The organism is Devosia sp. Root105, from assembly GCF_001424865.1.
Lineage (GTDB): Bacteria > Pseudomonadota > Alphaproteobacteria > Rhizobiales > Devosiaceae > Devosia_A.
On record NZ_LMCR01000011.1, the window covers coordinates 1 to 16,160 of the forward strand.

The 16,160-nt window shown below is 65.7% G+C and carries 18 protein-coding genes; 5 read left to right on the plus strand and 13 right to left on the minus strand.

Annotated features, from left to right (window positions below):
* Positions 1-209 precede the first annotated feature (209 nt).
* Positions 210-1,043 (minus strand): alpha/beta fold hydrolase, encoded by an 834-nt coding sequence (locus ASC68_RS08450; RefSeq protein ID WP_055877745.1) that lies wholly within the window; start codon positions 1,041-1,043, stop codon positions 210-212.
* Positions 1,044-1,204: 161 nt separating this feature from the next.
* On the opposite strand from ASC68_RS08450, the gene ASC68_RS08455 reads away from it, so the two are divergent.
* Entirely contained in the window at positions 1,205-1,663 is a 459-nt protein-coding gene (locus ASC68_RS08455; RefSeq protein ID WP_055877748.1) for a MarR family transcriptional regulator, read from the plus strand.
* Positions 1,664-1,882: 219 nt separating this feature from the next.
* Here ASC68_RS08455 and fabA read toward each other — a convergent pair whose 3' ends face one another.
* On the minus strand, positions 1,883-2,419 hold the full coding sequence (gene fabA, locus ASC68_RS08460; RefSeq protein ID WP_055877751.1) for a bifunctional 3-hydroxydecanoyl-ACP dehydratase/trans-2-decenoyl-ACP isomerase: 537 nt from the start codon (positions 2,417-2,419) through the stop codon (positions 1,883-1,885).
* Positions 2,420-2,435: 16 nt separating this feature from the next.
* Positions 2,436-3,008: a TetR/AcrR family transcriptional regulator gene (locus tag ASC68_RS08465; protein ID WP_055877753.1), complete on the minus strand. Its 573-nt coding sequence runs from the start codon at positions 3,006-3,008 to the stop codon at positions 2,436-2,438.
* 208 nt (positions 3,009-3,216) lie between these two features.
* Between ASC68_RS08465 and ASC68_RS08470 the strand changes: the two genes are divergently transcribed.
* Complete coding sequence (locus ASC68_RS08470; protein WP_055877784.1) at positions 3,217-3,963, plus strand: phosphotransferase; 747 nt, start codon at positions 3,217-3,219, stop codon at positions 3,961-3,963.
* The gene (locus ASC68_RS08475; protein ID WP_055877756.1) at positions 3,960-4,403 is read left to right on the plus strand and encodes a hypothetical protein; all 444 of its coding nucleotides are present in this window, start codon (positions 3,960-3,962) and stop codon (positions 4,401-4,403) included. The genes ASC68_RS08470 and ASC68_RS08475 overlap by 4 nt, the downstream gene beginning before the upstream one ends.
* 261 nt (positions 4,404-4,664) lie before the next feature.
* Here ASC68_RS08475 and ASC68_RS08480 read toward each other — a convergent pair whose 3' ends face one another.
* Both ASC68_RS08480 and ASC68_RS08485 read right to left on the minus strand, forming a co-directional pair.
* On the minus strand, positions 4,665-5,510 hold the full coding sequence (locus ASC68_RS08480; RefSeq protein WP_349236237.1) for an MBL fold metallo-hydrolase: 846 nt from the start codon (positions 5,508-5,510) through the stop codon (positions 4,665-4,667).
* 129 nt (positions 5,511-5,639) lie between these two features.
* Complete coding sequence (locus ASC68_RS08485) at positions 5,640-6,182, minus strand: dihydrofolate reductase family protein (protein WP_055877759.1); 543 nt, start codon at positions 6,180-6,182, stop codon at positions 5,640-5,642.
* Positions 6,183-6,308: 126 nt separating this feature from the next.
* On the opposite strand from ASC68_RS08485, the gene ASC68_RS08490 reads away from it, so the two are divergent.
* The gene (locus tag ASC68_RS08490; RefSeq protein WP_197421139.1) at positions 6,309-6,791 is read left to right on the plus strand and encodes a helix-turn-helix domain-containing protein; all 483 of its coding nucleotides are present in this window, start codon (positions 6,309-6,311) and stop codon (positions 6,789-6,791) included.
* A 3-nt stretch (positions 6,792-6,794) separates the two neighbouring features.
* On the opposite strand, the gene ASC68_RS08495 is transcribed toward ASC68_RS08490, so the two are convergent.
* The 7 genes from ASC68_RS08495 to ASC68_RS08525 form a co-directional block, all read right to left on the minus strand.
* Positions 6,795-7,703 carry a transporter gene (locus ASC68_RS08495; protein ID WP_156387291.1) on the minus strand — a complete coding sequence of 303 codons (909 nt, stop codon included), beginning with the start codon at positions 7,701-7,703 and terminating at the stop codon, positions 6,795-6,797.
* Between the two features lie 181 nt (positions 7,704-7,884).
* A complete protein-coding gene (locus tag ASC68_RS08500; protein ID WP_055877766.1) occupies positions 7,885-8,805 on the minus strand; it encodes an endonuclease/exonuclease/phosphatase family protein in 921 nt (306 codons plus the stop codon).
* Between the two features lie 101 nt (positions 8,806-8,906).
* Positions 8,907-9,122, minus strand: coding sequence for a hypothetical protein (locus ASC68_RS08505; RefSeq protein ID WP_055877769.1), 216 nt, complete (start codon positions 9,120-9,122; stop codon positions 8,907-8,909).
* Positions 9,123-9,158: 36 nt separating this feature from the next.
* Positions 9,159-10,973 (minus strand): phosphogluconate dehydratase, encoded by a 1,815-nt coding sequence (gene edd / locus ASC68_RS08510; RefSeq protein ID WP_055877771.1) that lies wholly within the window; start codon positions 10,971-10,973, stop codon positions 9,159-9,161.
* Positions 10,974-11,007: 34 nt separating this feature from the next.
* Positions 11,008-11,706, minus strand: a complete 699-nt coding sequence (gene pgl, locus ASC68_RS08515; protein ID WP_055877774.1) for a 6-phosphogluconolactonase — start codon at positions 11,704-11,706, stop codon at positions 11,008-11,010.
* Positions 11,703-13,184 (minus strand): glucose-6-phosphate dehydrogenase, encoded by a 1,482-nt coding sequence (zwf, locus tag ASC68_RS08520; RefSeq protein ID WP_055877791.1) that lies wholly within the window; start codon positions 13,182-13,184, stop codon positions 11,703-11,705. Before zwf ends, pgl begins: the two co-directional genes overlap by 4 nt.
* Positions 13,185-13,226: 42 nt before the next feature.
* Positions 13,227-14,153, minus strand: coding sequence for a BadF/BadG/BcrA/BcrD ATPase family protein (locus ASC68_RS08525; RefSeq protein WP_162247945.1), 927 nt, complete (start codon positions 14,151-14,153; stop codon positions 13,227-13,229).
* Positions 14,154-14,386: 233 nt separating this feature from the next.
* Here ASC68_RS08525 and cobU point away from each other — a divergent pair, with 233 nt between their 5' ends.
* Positions 14,387-14,944 carry a bifunctional adenosylcobinamide kinase/adenosylcobinamide-phosphate guanylyltransferase gene (cobU, locus tag ASC68_RS08530; protein WP_055877779.1) on the plus strand — a complete coding sequence of 186 codons (558 nt, stop codon included), beginning with the start codon at positions 14,387-14,389 and terminating at the stop codon, positions 14,942-14,944.
* Between the two features lie 146 nt (positions 14,945-15,090).
* On the opposite strand, the gene cbiB is transcribed toward cobU, so the two are convergent.
* A complete protein-coding gene (gene cbiB / locus ASC68_RS08535) occupies positions 15,091-16,044 on the minus strand; it encodes an adenosylcobinamide-phosphate synthase CbiB (protein WP_055877781.1) in 954 nt (317 codons plus the stop codon).
* Positions 16,045-16,160 lie beyond the last annotated feature (116 nt).

The following is a 16,160-nucleotide window of genomic DNA, read 5'->3' on the forward strand; positions in this document are numbered from 1 at the left end:
ATTGGCGTGCAACTTCAGATCCATCCCAAGCGCTCCCTGACAAAGGCAACGCCTCGTTCTACACCGAGTCCATCCCGCCAATCCGCCGGAACAACACACTTTCGCAGGGATGACATCCGGTGGGGAGTAAACGAATGTGCCCTACTTTCGGATACGAAAAGGCCCCTCAGACACGCTGAGGATGCCTTTTCGGGAGAGCCACCGAACACTCAGTGGATCGAGGGAGCCGCGGTGACTTCGTTGGCCCAGTCGAGGGCGTAGTGGGCGACTTCTTCCCAGCCCTTCTCGCCGGCAAGAAAGTGCGAGCGGTCGGCGAACTGGTGGAAGTCGGTGCGAGCCGGGGACTTCTTCTGGATGTTGAAGATCGCCTTGGCGAGATATGGAGTGACGGTGCGGTCGTGTTCAGCCGAGATCACCAGCAGAGGTTGCTTCCTCGCCTTCACCTTCACCGCGGTGCCGAACATGCCGGCGGCCTGGTAGAAGATGTTGGTCGGGGTGGGCACGACGTAATCGTCATAGGCGATCTGCTGGTCGGCGGCAGTCAGAGTGTTGGCGAAGTTCTTGGCAAAGCCCTCGCGGGTAATCGTCTGGCTATTGCCTGGGCCGGCGAAGATCGGCGGCAGGGCGGCGAGCAGCGAGACCGGGCCGGGCAACGCACCGGCAATCGGACCGGGATCCATGGCGATACCGGCGATGCCGTAGCCGCGATCGAGCAGCAGCTGGGTGATGAGGCCGCCCATCGAGTGGCCGATGATGACCGGCTGTTCGTCGAGGCCGTCGATGATCGACGCATAGTGATCGACGATCTTCTTGAAGGTCAGGCCGCCCAGCCGCTTGTCGGGGTGGGCGCGAAGCTCGGCCGGGTTGCCTTCGAGGTAGGGCCAGGCCGGAGCCAGGGTCTTGTAGCCGGCGGCTTCGAACACCGAGCGCAGCTTGTCCCAGCTCGAGGTGTGCATCCAGGCGCCGGTGATGAACAGGGCAGTCTTGCTCTTTGCGGCATTGGCGGCGGCAAAGGCTGCTGAGGTTTCGAGGTTCGCGGTCATTTCAATCTCCCGTTTGAAAGTCGGTCGCGTCATTGCGATGACGATTAAATCGCACGCGATTGAATTTCGGACAACGCATGATCCTGCATGGCTGCCATGCATTGATCGCTTGCGATTAGATCGCATACGCTCTATATAGAGGGCACGACTGGAGACATCCGATGGACAAGAAAGAGATCGCCGAGCAGTTGAAGCTCGATCTGCTGCTGTGCTTCTCAGCCTATTCGCTGAGCCACGCCTTCAGCCGGTTCTACCGGCCGATGCTGGACAAGCTCGGCCTCACTTACCCGCAATTCGTGGTGATGATGGTGCTGTGGGAAAACGGCAAGATCACGATGAAGGCACTCACCGACCTGGTGATGCTGGAATCGAACACGCTGACGCCACTACTCAAGAAGCTCGAGGCGGCGGGACTGGTGAAGCGCACCCGCAACAGGGACGACGAGCGCGTGCTGGATATCGAGATCACCGAGGCCGGGCTCGCGCTCAAGGCCGACGGCCAAATGGCCGCGGTGGAACTGGCGCTGGCCAGCGGTGAGGATATCGACGGGGTGATGGAGATGCAGCAGCGCATGGCCAGGATGCGCGACAGCGTGCGGGCGAAGCTCGAGGCGACTTAGGGTTCGCGGGCTCGTCAGGTGTGGCTGACGACGATGGAATCAACGTGTGCCGGTGCGTGTGCCCCACCCCTCCCCGTAAGGGAGGGAGACCAAGACACTGGCATCGAGGCTGCCGCCCCCTTGCGGGGAGGGGACCTAAGGGCTGGTTGGCGCCTGTCCGCCTACCCTGCCTCTGAGACGGCAGCGAGACAATGCCGGGGACCAGAACCGCCGCCGTGGCTATTCGGACGTGGTGCCGCCGATCAGGGTGACGCGCATGTCCCTCGCGACATAGACGCAAGACTCGTCGGCATAGACGCTGCCATCGGCGACACCGATCGGCAGCCTGCCGCGCCGAACCTGGCGGATGCTGACCTCGTAACGGACGAGGCGCGTCTCAGGGGTGATCTGGCCGCGGAACTTCATCTCGCCGACACCGACCGCTCGGCCCTTGCCCGGCAGCCCCGACCAGCCCAGCCAGAAACCGATGATCTGCCACATGGCGTCGAGCCCGAGGCACCCGGGCATCACCGGATCACCGGGAAAGTGGCAGGCGAAGAACCAGAGCTCGGGGGTGATCGCCAGCTCACCAATGACGTGACCTTTGCCGTAGGCGCCACCATCGCGGCTGATGGCGGTGATGCGGTCCATCATCAGCATCGGCGGCGCCGGCAATTGGGCATTGCCGGGGCCGAAATAGCCGCCGGCGGACGAGCGGAGCAGTTCGCTGCGGTCGTAGGCGGGCTGCGGGCGGTGAAAGTCGAGCGGCGTCGGCATGATGGATCTCTCGCGGTCAGCTGGCCGGGCGCAGCGCCGCGGCCATGAAGCTCCAGATCGCTTCGGTGAGCGCGTCTGGGGTGGGCCGATCCTCCCGCGTCAGGGCGCCGAGCATCGCCTGCCGGATGCCGCCGCTCATCAAGGCGATGGTCAACGCGGGGTCGAGGTCCGGCCGAACGATGCCATCGTGCTGCGCCGCCCGGATCATGGCTTCGCCGCCCGTGAGGGTCTGGTTGGTGAAAGCTGTCTCGACATCGAGCACCTCGGGCGACCGGCTCAGCGCGCCGATCACCAGGGGCGCAAACGGGTGGGCGTAGTGGAACGCCACGTAGGCACCGATGCGCGCCTTTTCACGCTCGGCCCAGTTGCCGGCGGGAAACTCGGCATTGTCGAAAGCCGCGGCATTCAGCTCGGCGTAGAATGCTTCCACCACCGCCGCGATCAGCCCGCTCTTCGAGCCGAAGTGGTGGTAGGCGAGCCCGACCGAAACCTTGGCCCGCCTGGCGACCGCCTGCATCTCGAGATGGCCGTGCCCGGCGATGAGCTCGGCCTGGGCGGCAGCGATGAGGTTTTGGCGGGTGTTGGTCATTCACGGGCGCTCACAATCTTGAATTGAATTCAATTCAGCATTGCAACGGAAGTGTCAAGCTGCGGAATGGGGGTTGACCGGCGCATGGCCTCAAGAGTGATTGGCGGCACGCGGACTTCGCGTCGGTCCTCGGCCGGTGCCTGACCGGCGTTGTTCGGGGCCAGGGCCGCACTAGCGCGGCGTTTTTGCATATCGAGGGATGTTGCAGGTGGGTTGGGAAGCGCTCGGGTTATGGGGAAATGATGCGGTGCGGGTCGAACGGCTCAAGGGTGGCGTCGCCAACGACATCTGGAGCGTGCGGATCGGCGGAGAACTGGCGGTGGCACGGCTCGGCAAGCGGGGTGACGCCGACCTCGCCTGGGAGGCCGAGTTGCTGCTGCATCTCGAGCGCAACGGCCTCGTCGTACCGGCACCGATCCCGACCACGGATGGACGCCTGTTCGCGGATGGCCTGGTGGTGATGAAGTACATGGAGGGCGGGCCGCCGCAATCGGCGGACGACTGGCGCCGGGTGGCCGAGACGCTGCGCGAGCTGCACCGTCTGACGGCGGGCTGGCCGCAGCGCCCGGGCTGGCGCTCCTCGACCGACCTGCTGGTGGCGGACACCGGAACGCGGATCAACCTCAATGCGATGCCGGCCGAGGCGGTGGCTCGCTGCCGGGCCGCCTGGGCGCGGCTTGCCGGGCGGCCAATGAGCGCGGTGCATGGCGATCCCAACCCCGGCAACGTGAGGATGACCGGCGACCGGGTGGCGCTGATCGATTGGGACGAAGCACATGTCGACATCGCCGATCTCGATCTCGACCTGCCTCATAACGCCGCCGGCTTCGAGGCCGAGGCGCAGGACATCGTCGCCCAGGCCTCGGCAGCCTGGGAAGCGGCGGTGTGCTGGAAGGATGACTATTCGGTCAGGCGGCTGGCCGAGGTCCGACCGGTCGCCCGGGTGACCGGATGAGGCCGCACCCCGCGTTCAAGGACCGCTCGATCCCGGCCGTGCATGTCCTCGGCGAGGTCACGCTGCGGGCTCTGTCGGTCAGCGATCTGGAGCCGGACTTCAATGCCGTGATGCAGAGCGCGGCCGACATCAAGGCCGCGAGCCCGGGATCGAGCTGGCCGGATGGCCTGACCAAAGAGAAGAACCTGATCGATCTCGCCTGGCATCAACGGGAGTTCGAGGCCCGGCGCAGTTTCGCCTGGGTGATCGAAAGCCGGGCCGGCGAATACCTCGGTTGCCTCTATGTCTATCCGTCGATTGCCGGAGAGCAGGCGGCCGATGTGGTCTGGTGGTGGCGGACGGGCGCGGTGGTTGCCGCGCTGCCGTTCCGGGAGCACTTGCTGCAGTGGCTCGCCAGCAGCGATTGGCCGACGCTCGATTACAGGCTGAAAGACCAGTGAAGCTTGCCTGATGCAGCGCGAAAGCGTTTGGTCATTGGCTGCATCGGCTAAGGGGAAGTGGCACTGAACTACCGCAGCCACCCGCTATCATCCCAGCGAAAGCTGGGACCCATTCATCCACCTGCGCTGCGGCGAGTTGGGTCCCAGCTTTCGCTGGGATGACACCGAGGGTGGGGTACTTGCAGTGGGTTAGTTCGAGCACTGAGAGCCACGCTCACCTGCGATCACTCAGCTGGCGCCTCAGCTCAATCGTGAGGGGACCTAAACCTCGAACCGGAACGCGTCGCCGTCGCGGTGGATGTGGCCGGCCGTTGGGGCGGCGAAGTGGGTGCCGATGACGAGGATCGGCTGATCGGCCCATTCGGCGAAGAGCCGCGAACGGGTGTCGATCGCGAGCTTGGAGTCGATGTCGGCGAGCGTCCAGTCGGGGTGCGCCATCTGGCAGGGATGGTGGGTCATGTCGCCGGTGATCACCGCTCGTGCGCCGTCGGACTCGATCAACACACTGACATGGCCCGGGGTGTGGCCGTTCGACGGGGTGAGCCGGACTTCGGGTGAGAGCACGTGATCCTGTTCGACCAGTTGGACGAGGCCGGCATCGAAGATCGGCTTGATGCTGTCCGCCATCGCCGCCACCTGCTCGGCTTCGTCGACGCCCTTCCAGAACTCATATTCCTGCCGGCCGATCAGGTAACGCGCCCGCGGGAAGGTCGGCACCCACCTGCCCGCTTCGAGCATGGTGTTCCAGCCAATATGGTCGACATCGAGATGGGTGCAGACCACCGCATCGACGCCGTCGCGCGACCAGGCCGCCTCGCTCAGTTGCGCGAGGAACGGTGTCGACAGGGCCTCGCCGCCGGTGAACTCGCGCGGCCGATCGTTGCCGACGCAGGTATCGACCACCAGCCGCAGCCCGGGCGCCTCGACCAGCAGCGCATGCACGCTGAGGTTGAGGGTTCTGTCGTCAGCGCTGACGAAGTGCGGATAAAGCCAGGGCAGCCGGCGCAGCGCCTCGGGTGTAGCGCCGGCCATGAACGAGGCCGGGATCGGCAGATCCATTTCGACAATGCGAGTGATCTTCACCCGCCCGACCTGCCAGCTCAGCATAGCGCTCGCGCTCCCTTGCGCAGGGTTTGCCCAACGGCCGCTTCGGCGACCGCCGATCCGGCTACAGCGGCCTTCATCGCGGCTCTGTTCCGCATTGCAGTTCTCCGTCCTGCCAGGTCTGCCTGCCGGTCAGGCGGGGACGTAGACGAGCCGCATCGTATCGCCGATCTGTTCGCTGGATTGGAGGCGGAGCGGCGGCCGGGGGCCGTGGAAGAATGGCTTGCCGCGGCCAAGCACAAAGGGCCGGAGGTAGAGCTGGTATTCATCGATGAGGCCAAGCGCGCTCAAGCCTCCCGCCAGCTCCGGGCCGGCGACGTCGATAACGCCCTCCTGCTCGGCCTTCAGCGCCTTGATGGACGCTTCGAGATCGCCGCTCAGCACCGTGGCGTTCGGCCCGACCGATTTCAGGGTGCGTGAGACGACCCATTTCGGCTTTGCCCGCCAGGCTGTGGCGAAGGCGAGACCGGCCTCGCCCTCTTCAGCTTCCTCCTCGTCCCAGTAGCGCATGATCTCGTACATGCGCCGGCCGAGGAGGCTGCCGGAGAAGCCGCTGAGCTGGGAGCTGAAATGGAGGTGAAGCGCGTCGTCGGGCATCGGCAGGCCGGGCTGGCCCTCGGCGCCGGCGACATAGCCATCGAGGGACTGCATCATTCCAAATATGAGCTTGGCCATGCGTGGCTCCTGTCGGGCGGCGGCGATCCGAAGGGGTCGCGTTCATTTGCGCCGGTCCCTGTGCTAACAGTCGGGCTCGGCTGGAAACCACCTCTATTTTGCAACCAGTTTTGCGGATGGATTTCGATGAGCTACCGACGCGCAGGGTGCCCGATCAACAATACGCTCGAAACTTTTGGCGATCGCTGGAGCCTGATCATCCTGCGCGACTCGATGTTCGGTGGCCGGCCGCGCAGCTTCCGCTCCTACCTGACGGAGAGCATCGAGGGGATCGCCTCCAACATCCTCACCGACCGGCTGAAGCGGCTCACCGCCAATGGGCTGCTGACCCGCAGCCGGGACCCCAGCCACAAGCAGCGCGTGGTCTATTCGCTGACCGAGAAGGCGATCGAACTGGTGCCGCTGATGGCGGTGATGGGCAGTTGGGGACTGCGCCACACCCTGCCCGCAGCGGACCTCGCGACCGGCGCACAGGTGCTCGAGGATGGCGGCCCGCAGCTCTGGGAAGAGTTCATGGACGAGTTGCGGCACATCCACCTGGGCGCGCCGCAGCCGGCCGTGTCGGCTTTCGCCAAGATGGAGGCGGCCTACGCGGCCGCCGCCGAGTAGGCGTCAGAACAGATAGGCAGCGGTGATCTCGAGGGCGTGCCCCGAGAGGTCCGGGTCACTGGAATAGACAGTGTGGCGATAGGTCATGCGGGTCGCGACATTCGGGCTGAGCACCAGGCCGAGGGTGGCGCCGAGCGCCAGCGTCTCCACCCCGTCGCCCTTCGCGACGCCATCCCACGAGGTCTCGCCGCCGGTCTCGTAGTAGGCATCGACAGCGGCCCAGATGCTGTTGCCGAAATTGCGGGTGATATGGCCTTCGAGGCCGAAGATCGGAGCCTGGCTCACCACGTTGGCGGGGACATCAACGAAGGGATCCTCGTTGTCGCCGAAGATCACCACTACTGGCCGGATTTCGAAGGTGGTCAGCTCCGGATCGATCATATTGTCGCCCAGCGCATAGCTGATGGGAAGGCTGGCCTGGAAGGTCCAGCGATTTTGTCCGAGGTTCACCATCCGGTTGGCATCATAATCGCCGGTGGGCAGGAACAGCTTACCCTCGACCATGGCCTGGAAGCCCGGCTTGTGCATGGCGTAGTCCATGGGGGCGAGGGCCGGCATCCCCACCAGTCCCACACCCGCGCCGAGCACCAGATCGCCTTGGGCGATGCCCGTGTCGACGGTGGGGAGCAACGAGTCGAACGTCATGCCGCCGACCGGCAGTCCGATCAGCACGAAGCCGACATCGCCCATGATGTCGAAGGTCTTGCGATAGGTCGGGGTCAGCACCCCCACGTCCAGCGTGGTGTCCCCGAGTCCGAGGAGGGTGTTCTCGACATGGAGCAGGTTCAGCGCCAGGCTGATGTCGCTCGCCCCGCCCGGACGCAGGTGATAGGCCCTCGCCCCATCCCAGGCGAGCGCGCCCGAGACCATCGAAGCCGACGCCAACGCGGCAATGGCAATTCTTGCAAGCACGCTTCCCTCCTGTCGATCAGTTGCCAGGGCAACCGTCACAGCCGGGCAAATCAGCACCGGCCCCCTTTTGCGACAGTGCACGCGCCTTAAAATAGGAACAAGAATTTTCTGGGCGCTGCCGATCACATCGGCAGCAAGCGTGGCACAGTATCCACAACCCGGTTATGGGCCCGACTCCGTATCAGATCACCAGATCGACCCGAACCGGATAGTGATCTGATCCCACATCGCCGAGCGTCCGGTAACTGCCGGCGGTCATTCCCCTCGTCAGCACCTGGTCGATCTGGATGGCCATCCATGGCCTCGCCGTCGGCCAGGAGTAGGCGAGCCCCGAGTTCGCCGGCCATTGCATGGGCTGGCGAAGCAACGGCTCGATGTTGTTCGACCACAGCGTGGTGTTCAGGTCGCCGGCGATGATCACCGGATGCGTCTCGGCGCCAACCGCTGCCGCTAAGGCCTCGATGTAATCGCGATTGTCGGCGGTCAGCCTCGCATTGGCAGGCGGCATCGGGTGCGCGACATAGACCACCATATCGCCGAAATCGGCCCGCAGCAGCGGCAATTGCCGGCGGCCAGCGTAGAGGAGCGTCGCCGAGAACGGGCGTTTGGCGTAGAGGGCCACGCCAAAGACGCCGAGCGTCGTCGGCGCGAAGCTGTGGGGATACTGATCCTTCAGCTCGTCCAGCGACGCCACCCATTCCGGCGTCGTCTCGACGGCGGCAAAGATGTCGCTCTGCTGTTCGCGCACCAGCGCGACGACGCGGTCATACTGGGTGTTGTCGCAAAGCACGTTGGCGACGACGAGGCTGAGGGGCCGACCCGGCGCGGTCTCGGGCAGGACCGAGCGATCAATCAGCCGCGTGGCGATCGGCACGACTGTCGCCGCCACGACGATGCCGGCAAAGCCGACCAATCGCAGGTCTTTGAGTGCCGCTGCTGCGCTCAAACCGACAAGGGCCGCGACCGCGAGCTGCAGTCGAAATGGCGCGATCATGTCTCCGGGCCAGGGGCCGAGCAGCGGGACGAGGGACACGCCAAGGAGCGCCAGCAACGCCAAAGCAGCGGCGATCCGCAGCGCCGTCACGGCCAGTTTCGAAGCCACAGCCAATCTCCCCCGCCGCGCGCCCGCAGGCAAGACGCCGATTGCGTCAGCATCAAGGTGCGGGGGCTATGCCGCGCGGATCAACGGCGCAGTGCGACGCGCTAGCTGCTTGCCAGAGCCAGAACAAACAATCCGGCAGAACCAAACATCACGATCAATAAGAGCGAGAGGCGAATTGTGTGCTTGAGCGGCGCCCCAAACAGGGCCCAGGCGATCATCACGATGATCGAGATCGCCAAAAACGCGATACTGGCAAGCGTGACGAACTGGGTCGCTGCTATATGGCCGCCCATCGCCGCGGCCTCTCCTGGATCCATGAAGCAACACCCTCCTACTGAGAGGCTTGCGGCTTGCTAGCCGAACACACTCGCGCCGCGGTCGGCGGTGCCGACCAGGGCGCGGAAGCCGGCGAAGAGCTCGCGGCCCATGCCGTAGTGTTCGCGGCGGAGATCCTCGGTCGCCGGGGTGCGGGAGAAGAATTCCTTCTCGTCGCCGATGAAGGTCAGCGTGCCCTCGTTGGCGTCGAGCCGGATCAGGTCGCCGTCGCGGATCTTGGCGATGGCGCCGCCATCGCTGGCTTCCGGCGTCATGTGAATGGCGGCCGGGATCTTGCCCGAGGCGCCGGACATGCGGCCGTCGGTGACTAGCGCGACCTTGTGGCCGCGATCCTGCAGGATGCCGAGCTGCGGGGTGAGCTTGTGCAGCTCCGGCATGCCGACCGATTTCGGGCCCTGGAAGCGGACCACGGCGATGACGTCGCCGGTGAGTTCACCGGCCTTGAAGGCGGCGAGCATACCTTCCTGGGTGTGGAAGACCCGCGCCCGGGCTTCGACGACGCGGTTCTCGGGCTTCACCGCCGAGACCTTGATCACCGACTTACCGAGATTGCCCGACAGCACCTTGAGGCCGCCATTGGCGGAAAAGGCGTCCTTCACCGGCGCCAGCACTTTGGGGTTGCCGGAAACGGCCGGCGAGGGCGTAAAGCTGAGCTTATCTTCCATGAGCTTGGCTTCGACGGTGTAGCCGGAGAGGCCGGCGCCCCAGACGGTCTTGACGTCTTCGTGGAGGTACCCGGCTTCGAGCAGCTCGCGGATCATGAAGCCCATGCCGCCGGCGGCGTGGAAATGGTTCACGTCGGCGATGCCGTTGGGATAGACGCGAGCCAGCAGCGGCACGCCGCCGGACAAATCCGACATATCTTCCCAGGTGACCTTGAGGCCGGCCGCGGCAGCGATGGCGACGAGGTGCATGGTGTGGTTGGTGGAACCACCGGTCGCCAACAGCCCGACCAGCCCGTTGACGATGGCCTTCTCGTCGACGATGTGGCCGATCGGGGTGTAGTCATTGCCCTCGGCGGTGAGCGACAGGGCGCGCTTGGCCGCCTCGCGGGTCAGCGCTTCGCGCAACGGCGTGTTGGGGTTGACGAAGCTGGCGCCCGGCAGATGCAGGCCCATGATCTCCATCAGCATCTGGTTGGAGTTGGCCGTGCCGTAGAAGGTGCAGGTACCGGGCGAGTGGTAGGACTTGGCCTCCGACTCCAGCAGTTCGGCGCGGCCGACCTTGCCCTCGGCATAGAGCTGGCGGACCTTGGCCTTTTCGTCGTTGGAGATGCCGGTGGGCATCGGGCCGGCGGGGACGAACACGGCGGGCAGGTGCCCGAAGGTCAGCGCGCCGATCATCAGGCCAGGGACGATCTTGTCGCAGATGCCGAGATAGACGGCGGCATCGAACATGTTGTGGCTGAGCGCGATGGCCGTGGCCATGGCGATGACATCGCGGCTGAACAGCGAAAGGTCCATCCCCGGCTGGCCCTGGGTGACGCCGTCGCACATGGCGGGCACGCCGCCCGCCACCTGCGCCGTGGCGCCGATCTGGCGGGCCGCATCCTTGATGATCTCGGGATAGGTCTCGTAAGGCTGATGGGCGCTCAGCATATCGTTGTACGAGGTGACGATGCCGAGGTTCAGCGCCTTGGAGCCGGCGAGCTTGGCCTTGTCGGACGGAGAGCAGGCGGCAAAGCCATGCGCCAGGTTACCGCAAGCGAGCGCGGCGCGATGCACGCCCGCTACCCGCGCGCCTTCGATGCGATCGAGATACTCGCGACGTGAACCGGCGCTCCGCGCCGCGATGCGGTCGGTGACTTCCTGGACGATCTTGACGACGGACATTTCATGCTCCTTGGGGGAGCGCCTGAACACTCTCTCAGGGGCTCCAGAAGATAGTCAGCGGTGTCTGGCTTTGACGCAGAATAGACCTGATCGGCATGTCCTCAACGGGACCTTCCGACGCAGCCCTTTCGAGCGTCGCCAGCTTCTCCTCCCCCTCGATATGCAGATAGAGCCCCGAGGCGTCGAGAAGGCGCCTGAGGACCAGCGTCACCCGGGGCTCCCCGGCCCCCGGCGCCCGGATGGCGAGAGCCGGCCCCTCGCCGGTCAGCGCCGCGGCTAGGTTGTCGCCGCCGGGAAAGAACGATGCGGTGTGGCCGTCATTGCCCATGCCGAGGATCACCACGTCGAATGGCGTCGGCAGGGCGTTGACCGCGATATTGGTGCGAGCGATGGCAGCGTCGGTCGGCTCGTCGCCGCCCGAATAGAGCGGCACGAAATGCGCCGAGGCGGCCGGGCCTTGCAGCAGCTTCTCGTTGACCAGGAGCGCATTGGAGCGGTCGTTGGTCTCGTCCACCCAGCGCTCATCGACCAGGGTGACGGTGACTTTTTCCCAGTCGATATCCTTGCGGCGGCCCAGCACGGCGAAGAACCGTGCGGGGGTCGAGCCGCCGGAAACGGCGAGCACCGCCTGCCCGCGGGCGGCGATGCCATCGTTCAAATGTTCGGCCACGGTCTCGGCCAGCGCGAGCGCCAGGTCTTCCTTGGTGCCGAAGCTGCGCCGGGTCGCGTTCAATGCCCGTCCTCGTGCCAGGTGCGGCCGTCGCGCTCGATCAGCGCGATGGCGCCGGTCGGGCCCCAGGTGCCGGCCGTGTAGGTCTGCGGCGCGTCATTGGCGAGATCCCAGCCATTGCGGATCGGATCGACCCACTCCCAGGCGGCCTCGAGCTCGTCGCGGCGCATGAACAGGGTCTGCTGGCCGCGGATGACGTCGAGCAGCAGGCGCTCATAGGCTTCCGGCGTACGCTCGGCGAAGGTTTCGGCGAACGAAAGGTTCAGCGGCACTTCGCGCAGGCGCATGCCGCCAGGACCCGGATCCTTGATCATCAGGAACAGCTTCACGCCTTCATCGGGCTGGATGCGGATGACCAGCCGGTTGGGCTTGGGCGCCCCCTGGGCATGGTCGAACATCGAGTGCGGGATGTTGCGGAACTGGATGACGATTTCCGAGGCGCGCGACACCAGCCGCTTGCCGGTGCGGATGTAGAACGGCACGCCCGACCAGCGCCAGTTCTCGATCTCGGCCTTGATGGCGACGAAGGTCTCGGTGCGCGAGCCCTTCTTCTCCTCGGGCAGTTCGTCCTGGTAGCTGGCAACGGCGGTGCCATCGACGCTGCCACCGCGATACTGGCCGCGCACGGTGACGCGGCCGACATCGGCGCCGGTGATCGGCTTCAGCGAGCGCAGCACCTTGAGCTTTTCGTCGCGCAGCGCGTTGGCGGCGTCGGAGGCCGGGGGCTCCATGGCGACGAGGCAGAGCAGCTGGATGATGTGGTTCTGCACCATGTCACGCAGCGCGCCGGATTCGTCGTAGTAGCCACGGGTGCCGGCGCCGACGGACTCGGCGACGGTGATCTGCACGTGGTCGATATGGGCGGAGTTCCAGATCGGCTCGAACAGGATGTTGGCAAAGCGCAGAGCCAGCAGGTTCTGCACCGTCTCTTTGCCGAGGTAGTGGTCGATGCGGTAGACCTGATCTTCCTTGAAGATCTTGGACACTTCGTCGTTGATCTCGATCGAGGAGGCGAGGTCGTGGCCGAGCGGCTTTTCGATCACCACGCGGGCATCGCGCCGGTAATAGCCCTTCTTGAGGATGTACTCGCAGGTCGGCCCGAACAGGTCGGGCGCAATGGCGAGGTAGAAGGCGCGGACCACCTTGGGATCCTCGCGCAGGTTCTTCGATAGATCGCCCCAATGCGCCTCGTCGGTGACGTCGTTGGGCACGTAGGAGAAGGTGCCGATAAAGCGGTCGATGGTCTTTTTGTCCTGGTAGGACTTTTCGACAAAGGTTTCGATCGACTCGCGGGCGAGCTTCTGGAACTCGGCATCTGTCAGCTTGGTGCGCGACACGCCGATGATGCGGCTGTGCTCGTCGAACTGGCCATCCTTGAAGCGATGGTAGAGCGCCGGAATGAGCTTGCGCTTGGTGAGATCGCCGGTGGCGCCGAACACCACGTAATCGAAGGGCTGGACCGGGATGATACGGCTGGACACGCTCTTCAAGCTCCTATCGAGGTAGTTCATGGCAACTCAAACTCAGGCGAAATTCTGCTTGGCAAGGATGACGGCGCCGTGCAGCGGCTCGTCGACGGGGCGGACGATGAAGTCGCCGTGGCGCTCGATCATCAGCGGGTAGAGGCGGGTGCCGAAGCCGCCGACGGCGGCCATGCGGGTGACGCCGCGCGCCTTGAACCAGCGCACATAGGTGTCGATGTAGCTTAGCTCGAGCTCCATCAGTTCTTTGGCCACCGGATCGCCCGCTTCGTAGAAATCGAAGAACAGCGGGATCAGCGCGCCGAATTCGGCGGGCGCCCGGCCGAGCAGGGTCGACGGGGCGCCGTTGCCGGCCGGCATCGGCCCGCGCGGGTCTTGCGGGAAGGACCAATCCATCACCGTATCGATCGAACCGCCAAGCTTGGAGATCACCGCTTCGGTCAGCGGCGAGGCGGACCGCAGGCCGTCGGCAGCTTCGACCGAGCGGCGCACCAGTTCGCGGCCGAGAATGGCGCCCGACATCTGGTCGCCGATCTGAAAGCCCCAGCCGCCGCACTGGTGGCGCTGGCCATTGACCATGGCCAGGGCAGCCGAACCGGTGCCGACGATGATTACCGCACCATCCTCGCCACCATGGGCGCCGGCGCGGGCGATATCGATGTCGTCATAGACGCGGACCTTGGCGAAGGGCCAGGGGCGCTGCTCGAAGGCTTCGCGGGCCGAAGGCAGCCGGCCGCCGGCCATGCCGAAGCAGGCATAGGTATTGGCCGCCTCGGCGATATCGATGCCGGCTTTCTGGAACACCTCTTTGGTGCCCTCGGTAATGGAGCGGAAAGCCGGCTCGCCGGCTTCGATCTGCAGGTTCGAGCGACCACCGGCGGCGTCGGCCAGGGTTTCGAGGTTCTCGTTGGCGAGGCGGATGCGGCAGTTGGTGCCGCCACCATCCACCCCGAGATAGTACCTAGGCACCGAACGCGCACTCCTTCGCGACAACTAGTGGCTTGCCGACCCAGGAGCCCCCCGAGTCCGGCGCGGACCTTAATGCCAAAGGTTTCTAGACGAAAGTAGAATAAGCAAAGGAAAGCGGCTGGAAAGGTCGCTTGCCGCATGGCTCGCATGCGGCCAGAGTCCGCCGCCGATGGATCGAAGCCCGGCGCAGCGCATTGCTCCATGGGCAGCAAGGACGGCAAGGAGGCCAACAAATGGGTCATGTTCTGGTGCTGGGCGGCGCACGCTCGGGCAAGACCGGCTTTGCCGAGCGGCTGGCGATGCGGGCCGGAACGCGCCCGGCCTATCTGGCAACAGCGCAGGCGCTCGATGCCGAAATGCGCGAGCGGGTGGAGAGCCACAAGCAGCAGCGGGCGCAGGCTTTCGCCACCATCGAAGAGCCGCTGCGGCTGAGCGCGGCCATTGCGCAGGCCGCCAAGGCGCATGATGCGATCCTGGTCGATTGCCTGACGCTGTGGATCACCAACCTGATCGTCGCCAACGAAAACGTGGCGGCGGCGGTCGACGAATTGCTGGCGACGCTGGCGGCGACGACCAGCGCCCGGGTGATCCTGGTGTCGAACGAAGTCGGCCTCGGGATCGTGCCGGATAATGCCATGGCGCGGATGTTCCGCGACCTCGCCGGCTCGGCGCATCAGCGCATCGCCGAGATCTGCGACGATGCCTATTTCGTGGTGGCCGGGCTGCCGATGGTGCTGAAGGGGTCGGCGCCGGAGGCAGAAGTGCTGCAGCGGCGGGTGCATGAGGCTTGAGGGCTGACTGATAGAGACGGCCCCCTCCCGGCCCCCCCCACAAGGGGGGAGGTGAAGAGTCGAGGCTCTGTCGTCGATCGTGCCAAGTGAACCGGCGGGGCACCTCTCCCCTTGTGGGGGAGGATGGAGGGGGCCGTCTCTCTCAGCTAGCTTAGTCGCCAAACCACCACCGCCACTAGCACCGTCACCGCCAGCGTCAGGTTCAGGGTCATAGCGTAGAGCCTGAGCGAGCGCTCGATGTCGTCGGCTCCGAGTTCCGCCCGGCCATCGCCGAAACTCGGCAGATCCACCACGTCGCCGTCATAGCTCCGGGGGCCGCCGAGGCGGAAGCCGAGCGCGCCGGCCATGGCGGCTTCGGGCCAGCCGGCATTGGGGCTTTCGTGCTTTCTTGCATCGCGCAGCGCCGTGGACCAGGCCAGCTCCGGATGGGCGCCCTTGGTGAAGAAGGCGCCGCCGGCGATAAGCAAGGCGGTGAGGCGCGCCGGGATCAGGTTCAGCAGGTCATCGAAGCGGGCGCTGGCCCAACCGAATTCGAGGTGCCGCTCGGTCTTGTGGCCGATCATCGAGTCGGCGGTGTTCACCGCCTTGTAGAGCGCGATGCCGGGCAGGCCGAACAGCAGCAGCCAGAACAGCGGCGCGACCACCGCATCGGAGGTGGATTCGGCCAGCGACTCGATGGCGGCGCGGGCGACGCCGGGCTGGTCGAGCGACTGCGGATCGCGGCCGACAATGTGGCTCACCGCGGTGCGCCCCTCGGGCAAGCTACGGCGCAGCGCGGCGGCGACGAATCGCACGGCATCGCCGAGCGCCTTCTGGGCCAGAAAAGTGGAGGCGAGAATGGCTTCGAGGATAAAGCCATAGGGGATGAGACGGCAGAGCCAGGCGAGGGGCACGGTGACGAGGCCGGTAGCGGCGAGCAGGACGACGAGCGCCAGTACGCCCCTGCCGCGGCGGTTGGCGCCGCGGTTCAGCCTGAGATCGAGCAGCGAGATCAGCTTGCCGATCCACATCACCGGGTGGCCGATGCGGGCGACGAGGCTGTTGGGGTAGCCGACGAGACGCTCAAGCAGCAGCGCGAGCGGGGCGAGCAGGGCTTGCATCAGGGGGCCCCTTCCTTGTGAGGGGCAGAGCAGTCGCACAGGGCGATATGCGTCGGGCCTCTCCGTGATCCTCCCCCGCGTGGCGGGGGAGGGGGACCGCCGAAGGCGGTGGAGGG

Bases quoted from the DNA above. Each gene is read 5' to 3' on its own strand.
- cbiB (WP_055877781.1), bottom strand. From the start codon at position 16,044: ATGCAAGCCCTGCTCGCCCCGCTCGCGCTGCTGCTTGAGCGTCTCGTC.
- edd (WP_055877771.1), bottom strand. From the start codon at position 10,973: ATGTCCGTCGTCAAGATCGTCCAGGAAGTCACCGACCGCATCGCGGCG.
- cobU (WP_055877779.1), top strand. From the start codon at position 14,387: ATGGGTCATGTTCTGGTGCTGGGCGGCGCACGCTCGGGCAAGACCGGC.
- ASC68_RS08490 (WP_197421139.1), top strand. From the start codon at position 6,309: ATGAGCTACCGACGCGCAGGGTGCCCGATCAACAATACGCTCGAAACT.
- fabA (WP_055877751.1), bottom strand. From the start codon at position 2,419: ATGCCGACGCCGCTCGACTTTCACCGCCCGCAGCCCGCCTACGACCGC.
- ASC68_RS08505 (WP_055877769.1), bottom strand. From the start codon at position 9,122: ATGGATCCAGGAGAGGCCGCGGCGATGGGCGGCCATATAGCAGCGACC.
- ASC68_RS08465 (WP_055877753.1), bottom strand. From the start codon at position 3,008: ATGACCAACACCCGCCAAAACCTCATCGCTGCCGCCCAGGCCGAGCTC.
- ASC68_RS08485 (WP_055877759.1), bottom strand. From the start codon at position 6,182: ATGGCCAAGCTCATATTTGGAATGATGCAGTCCCTCGATGGCTATGTC.
- ASC68_RS08480 (WP_349236237.1), bottom strand. From the start codon at position 5,510: ATGCTGAGCTGGCAGGTCGGGCGGGTGAAGATCACTCGCATTGTCGAA.
- ASC68_RS08475 (WP_055877756.1), top strand. From the start codon at position 3,960: ATGAGGCCGCACCCCGCGTTCAAGGACCGCTCGATCCCGGCCGTGCAT.
- ASC68_RS08455 (WP_055877748.1), top strand. From the start codon at position 1,205: ATGGACAAGAAAGAGATCGCCGAGCAGTTGAAGCTCGATCTGCTGCTG.
- ASC68_RS08450 (WP_055877745.1), bottom strand. From the start codon at position 1,043: ATGACCGCGAACCTCGAAACCTCAGCAGCCTTTGCCGCCGCCAATGCC.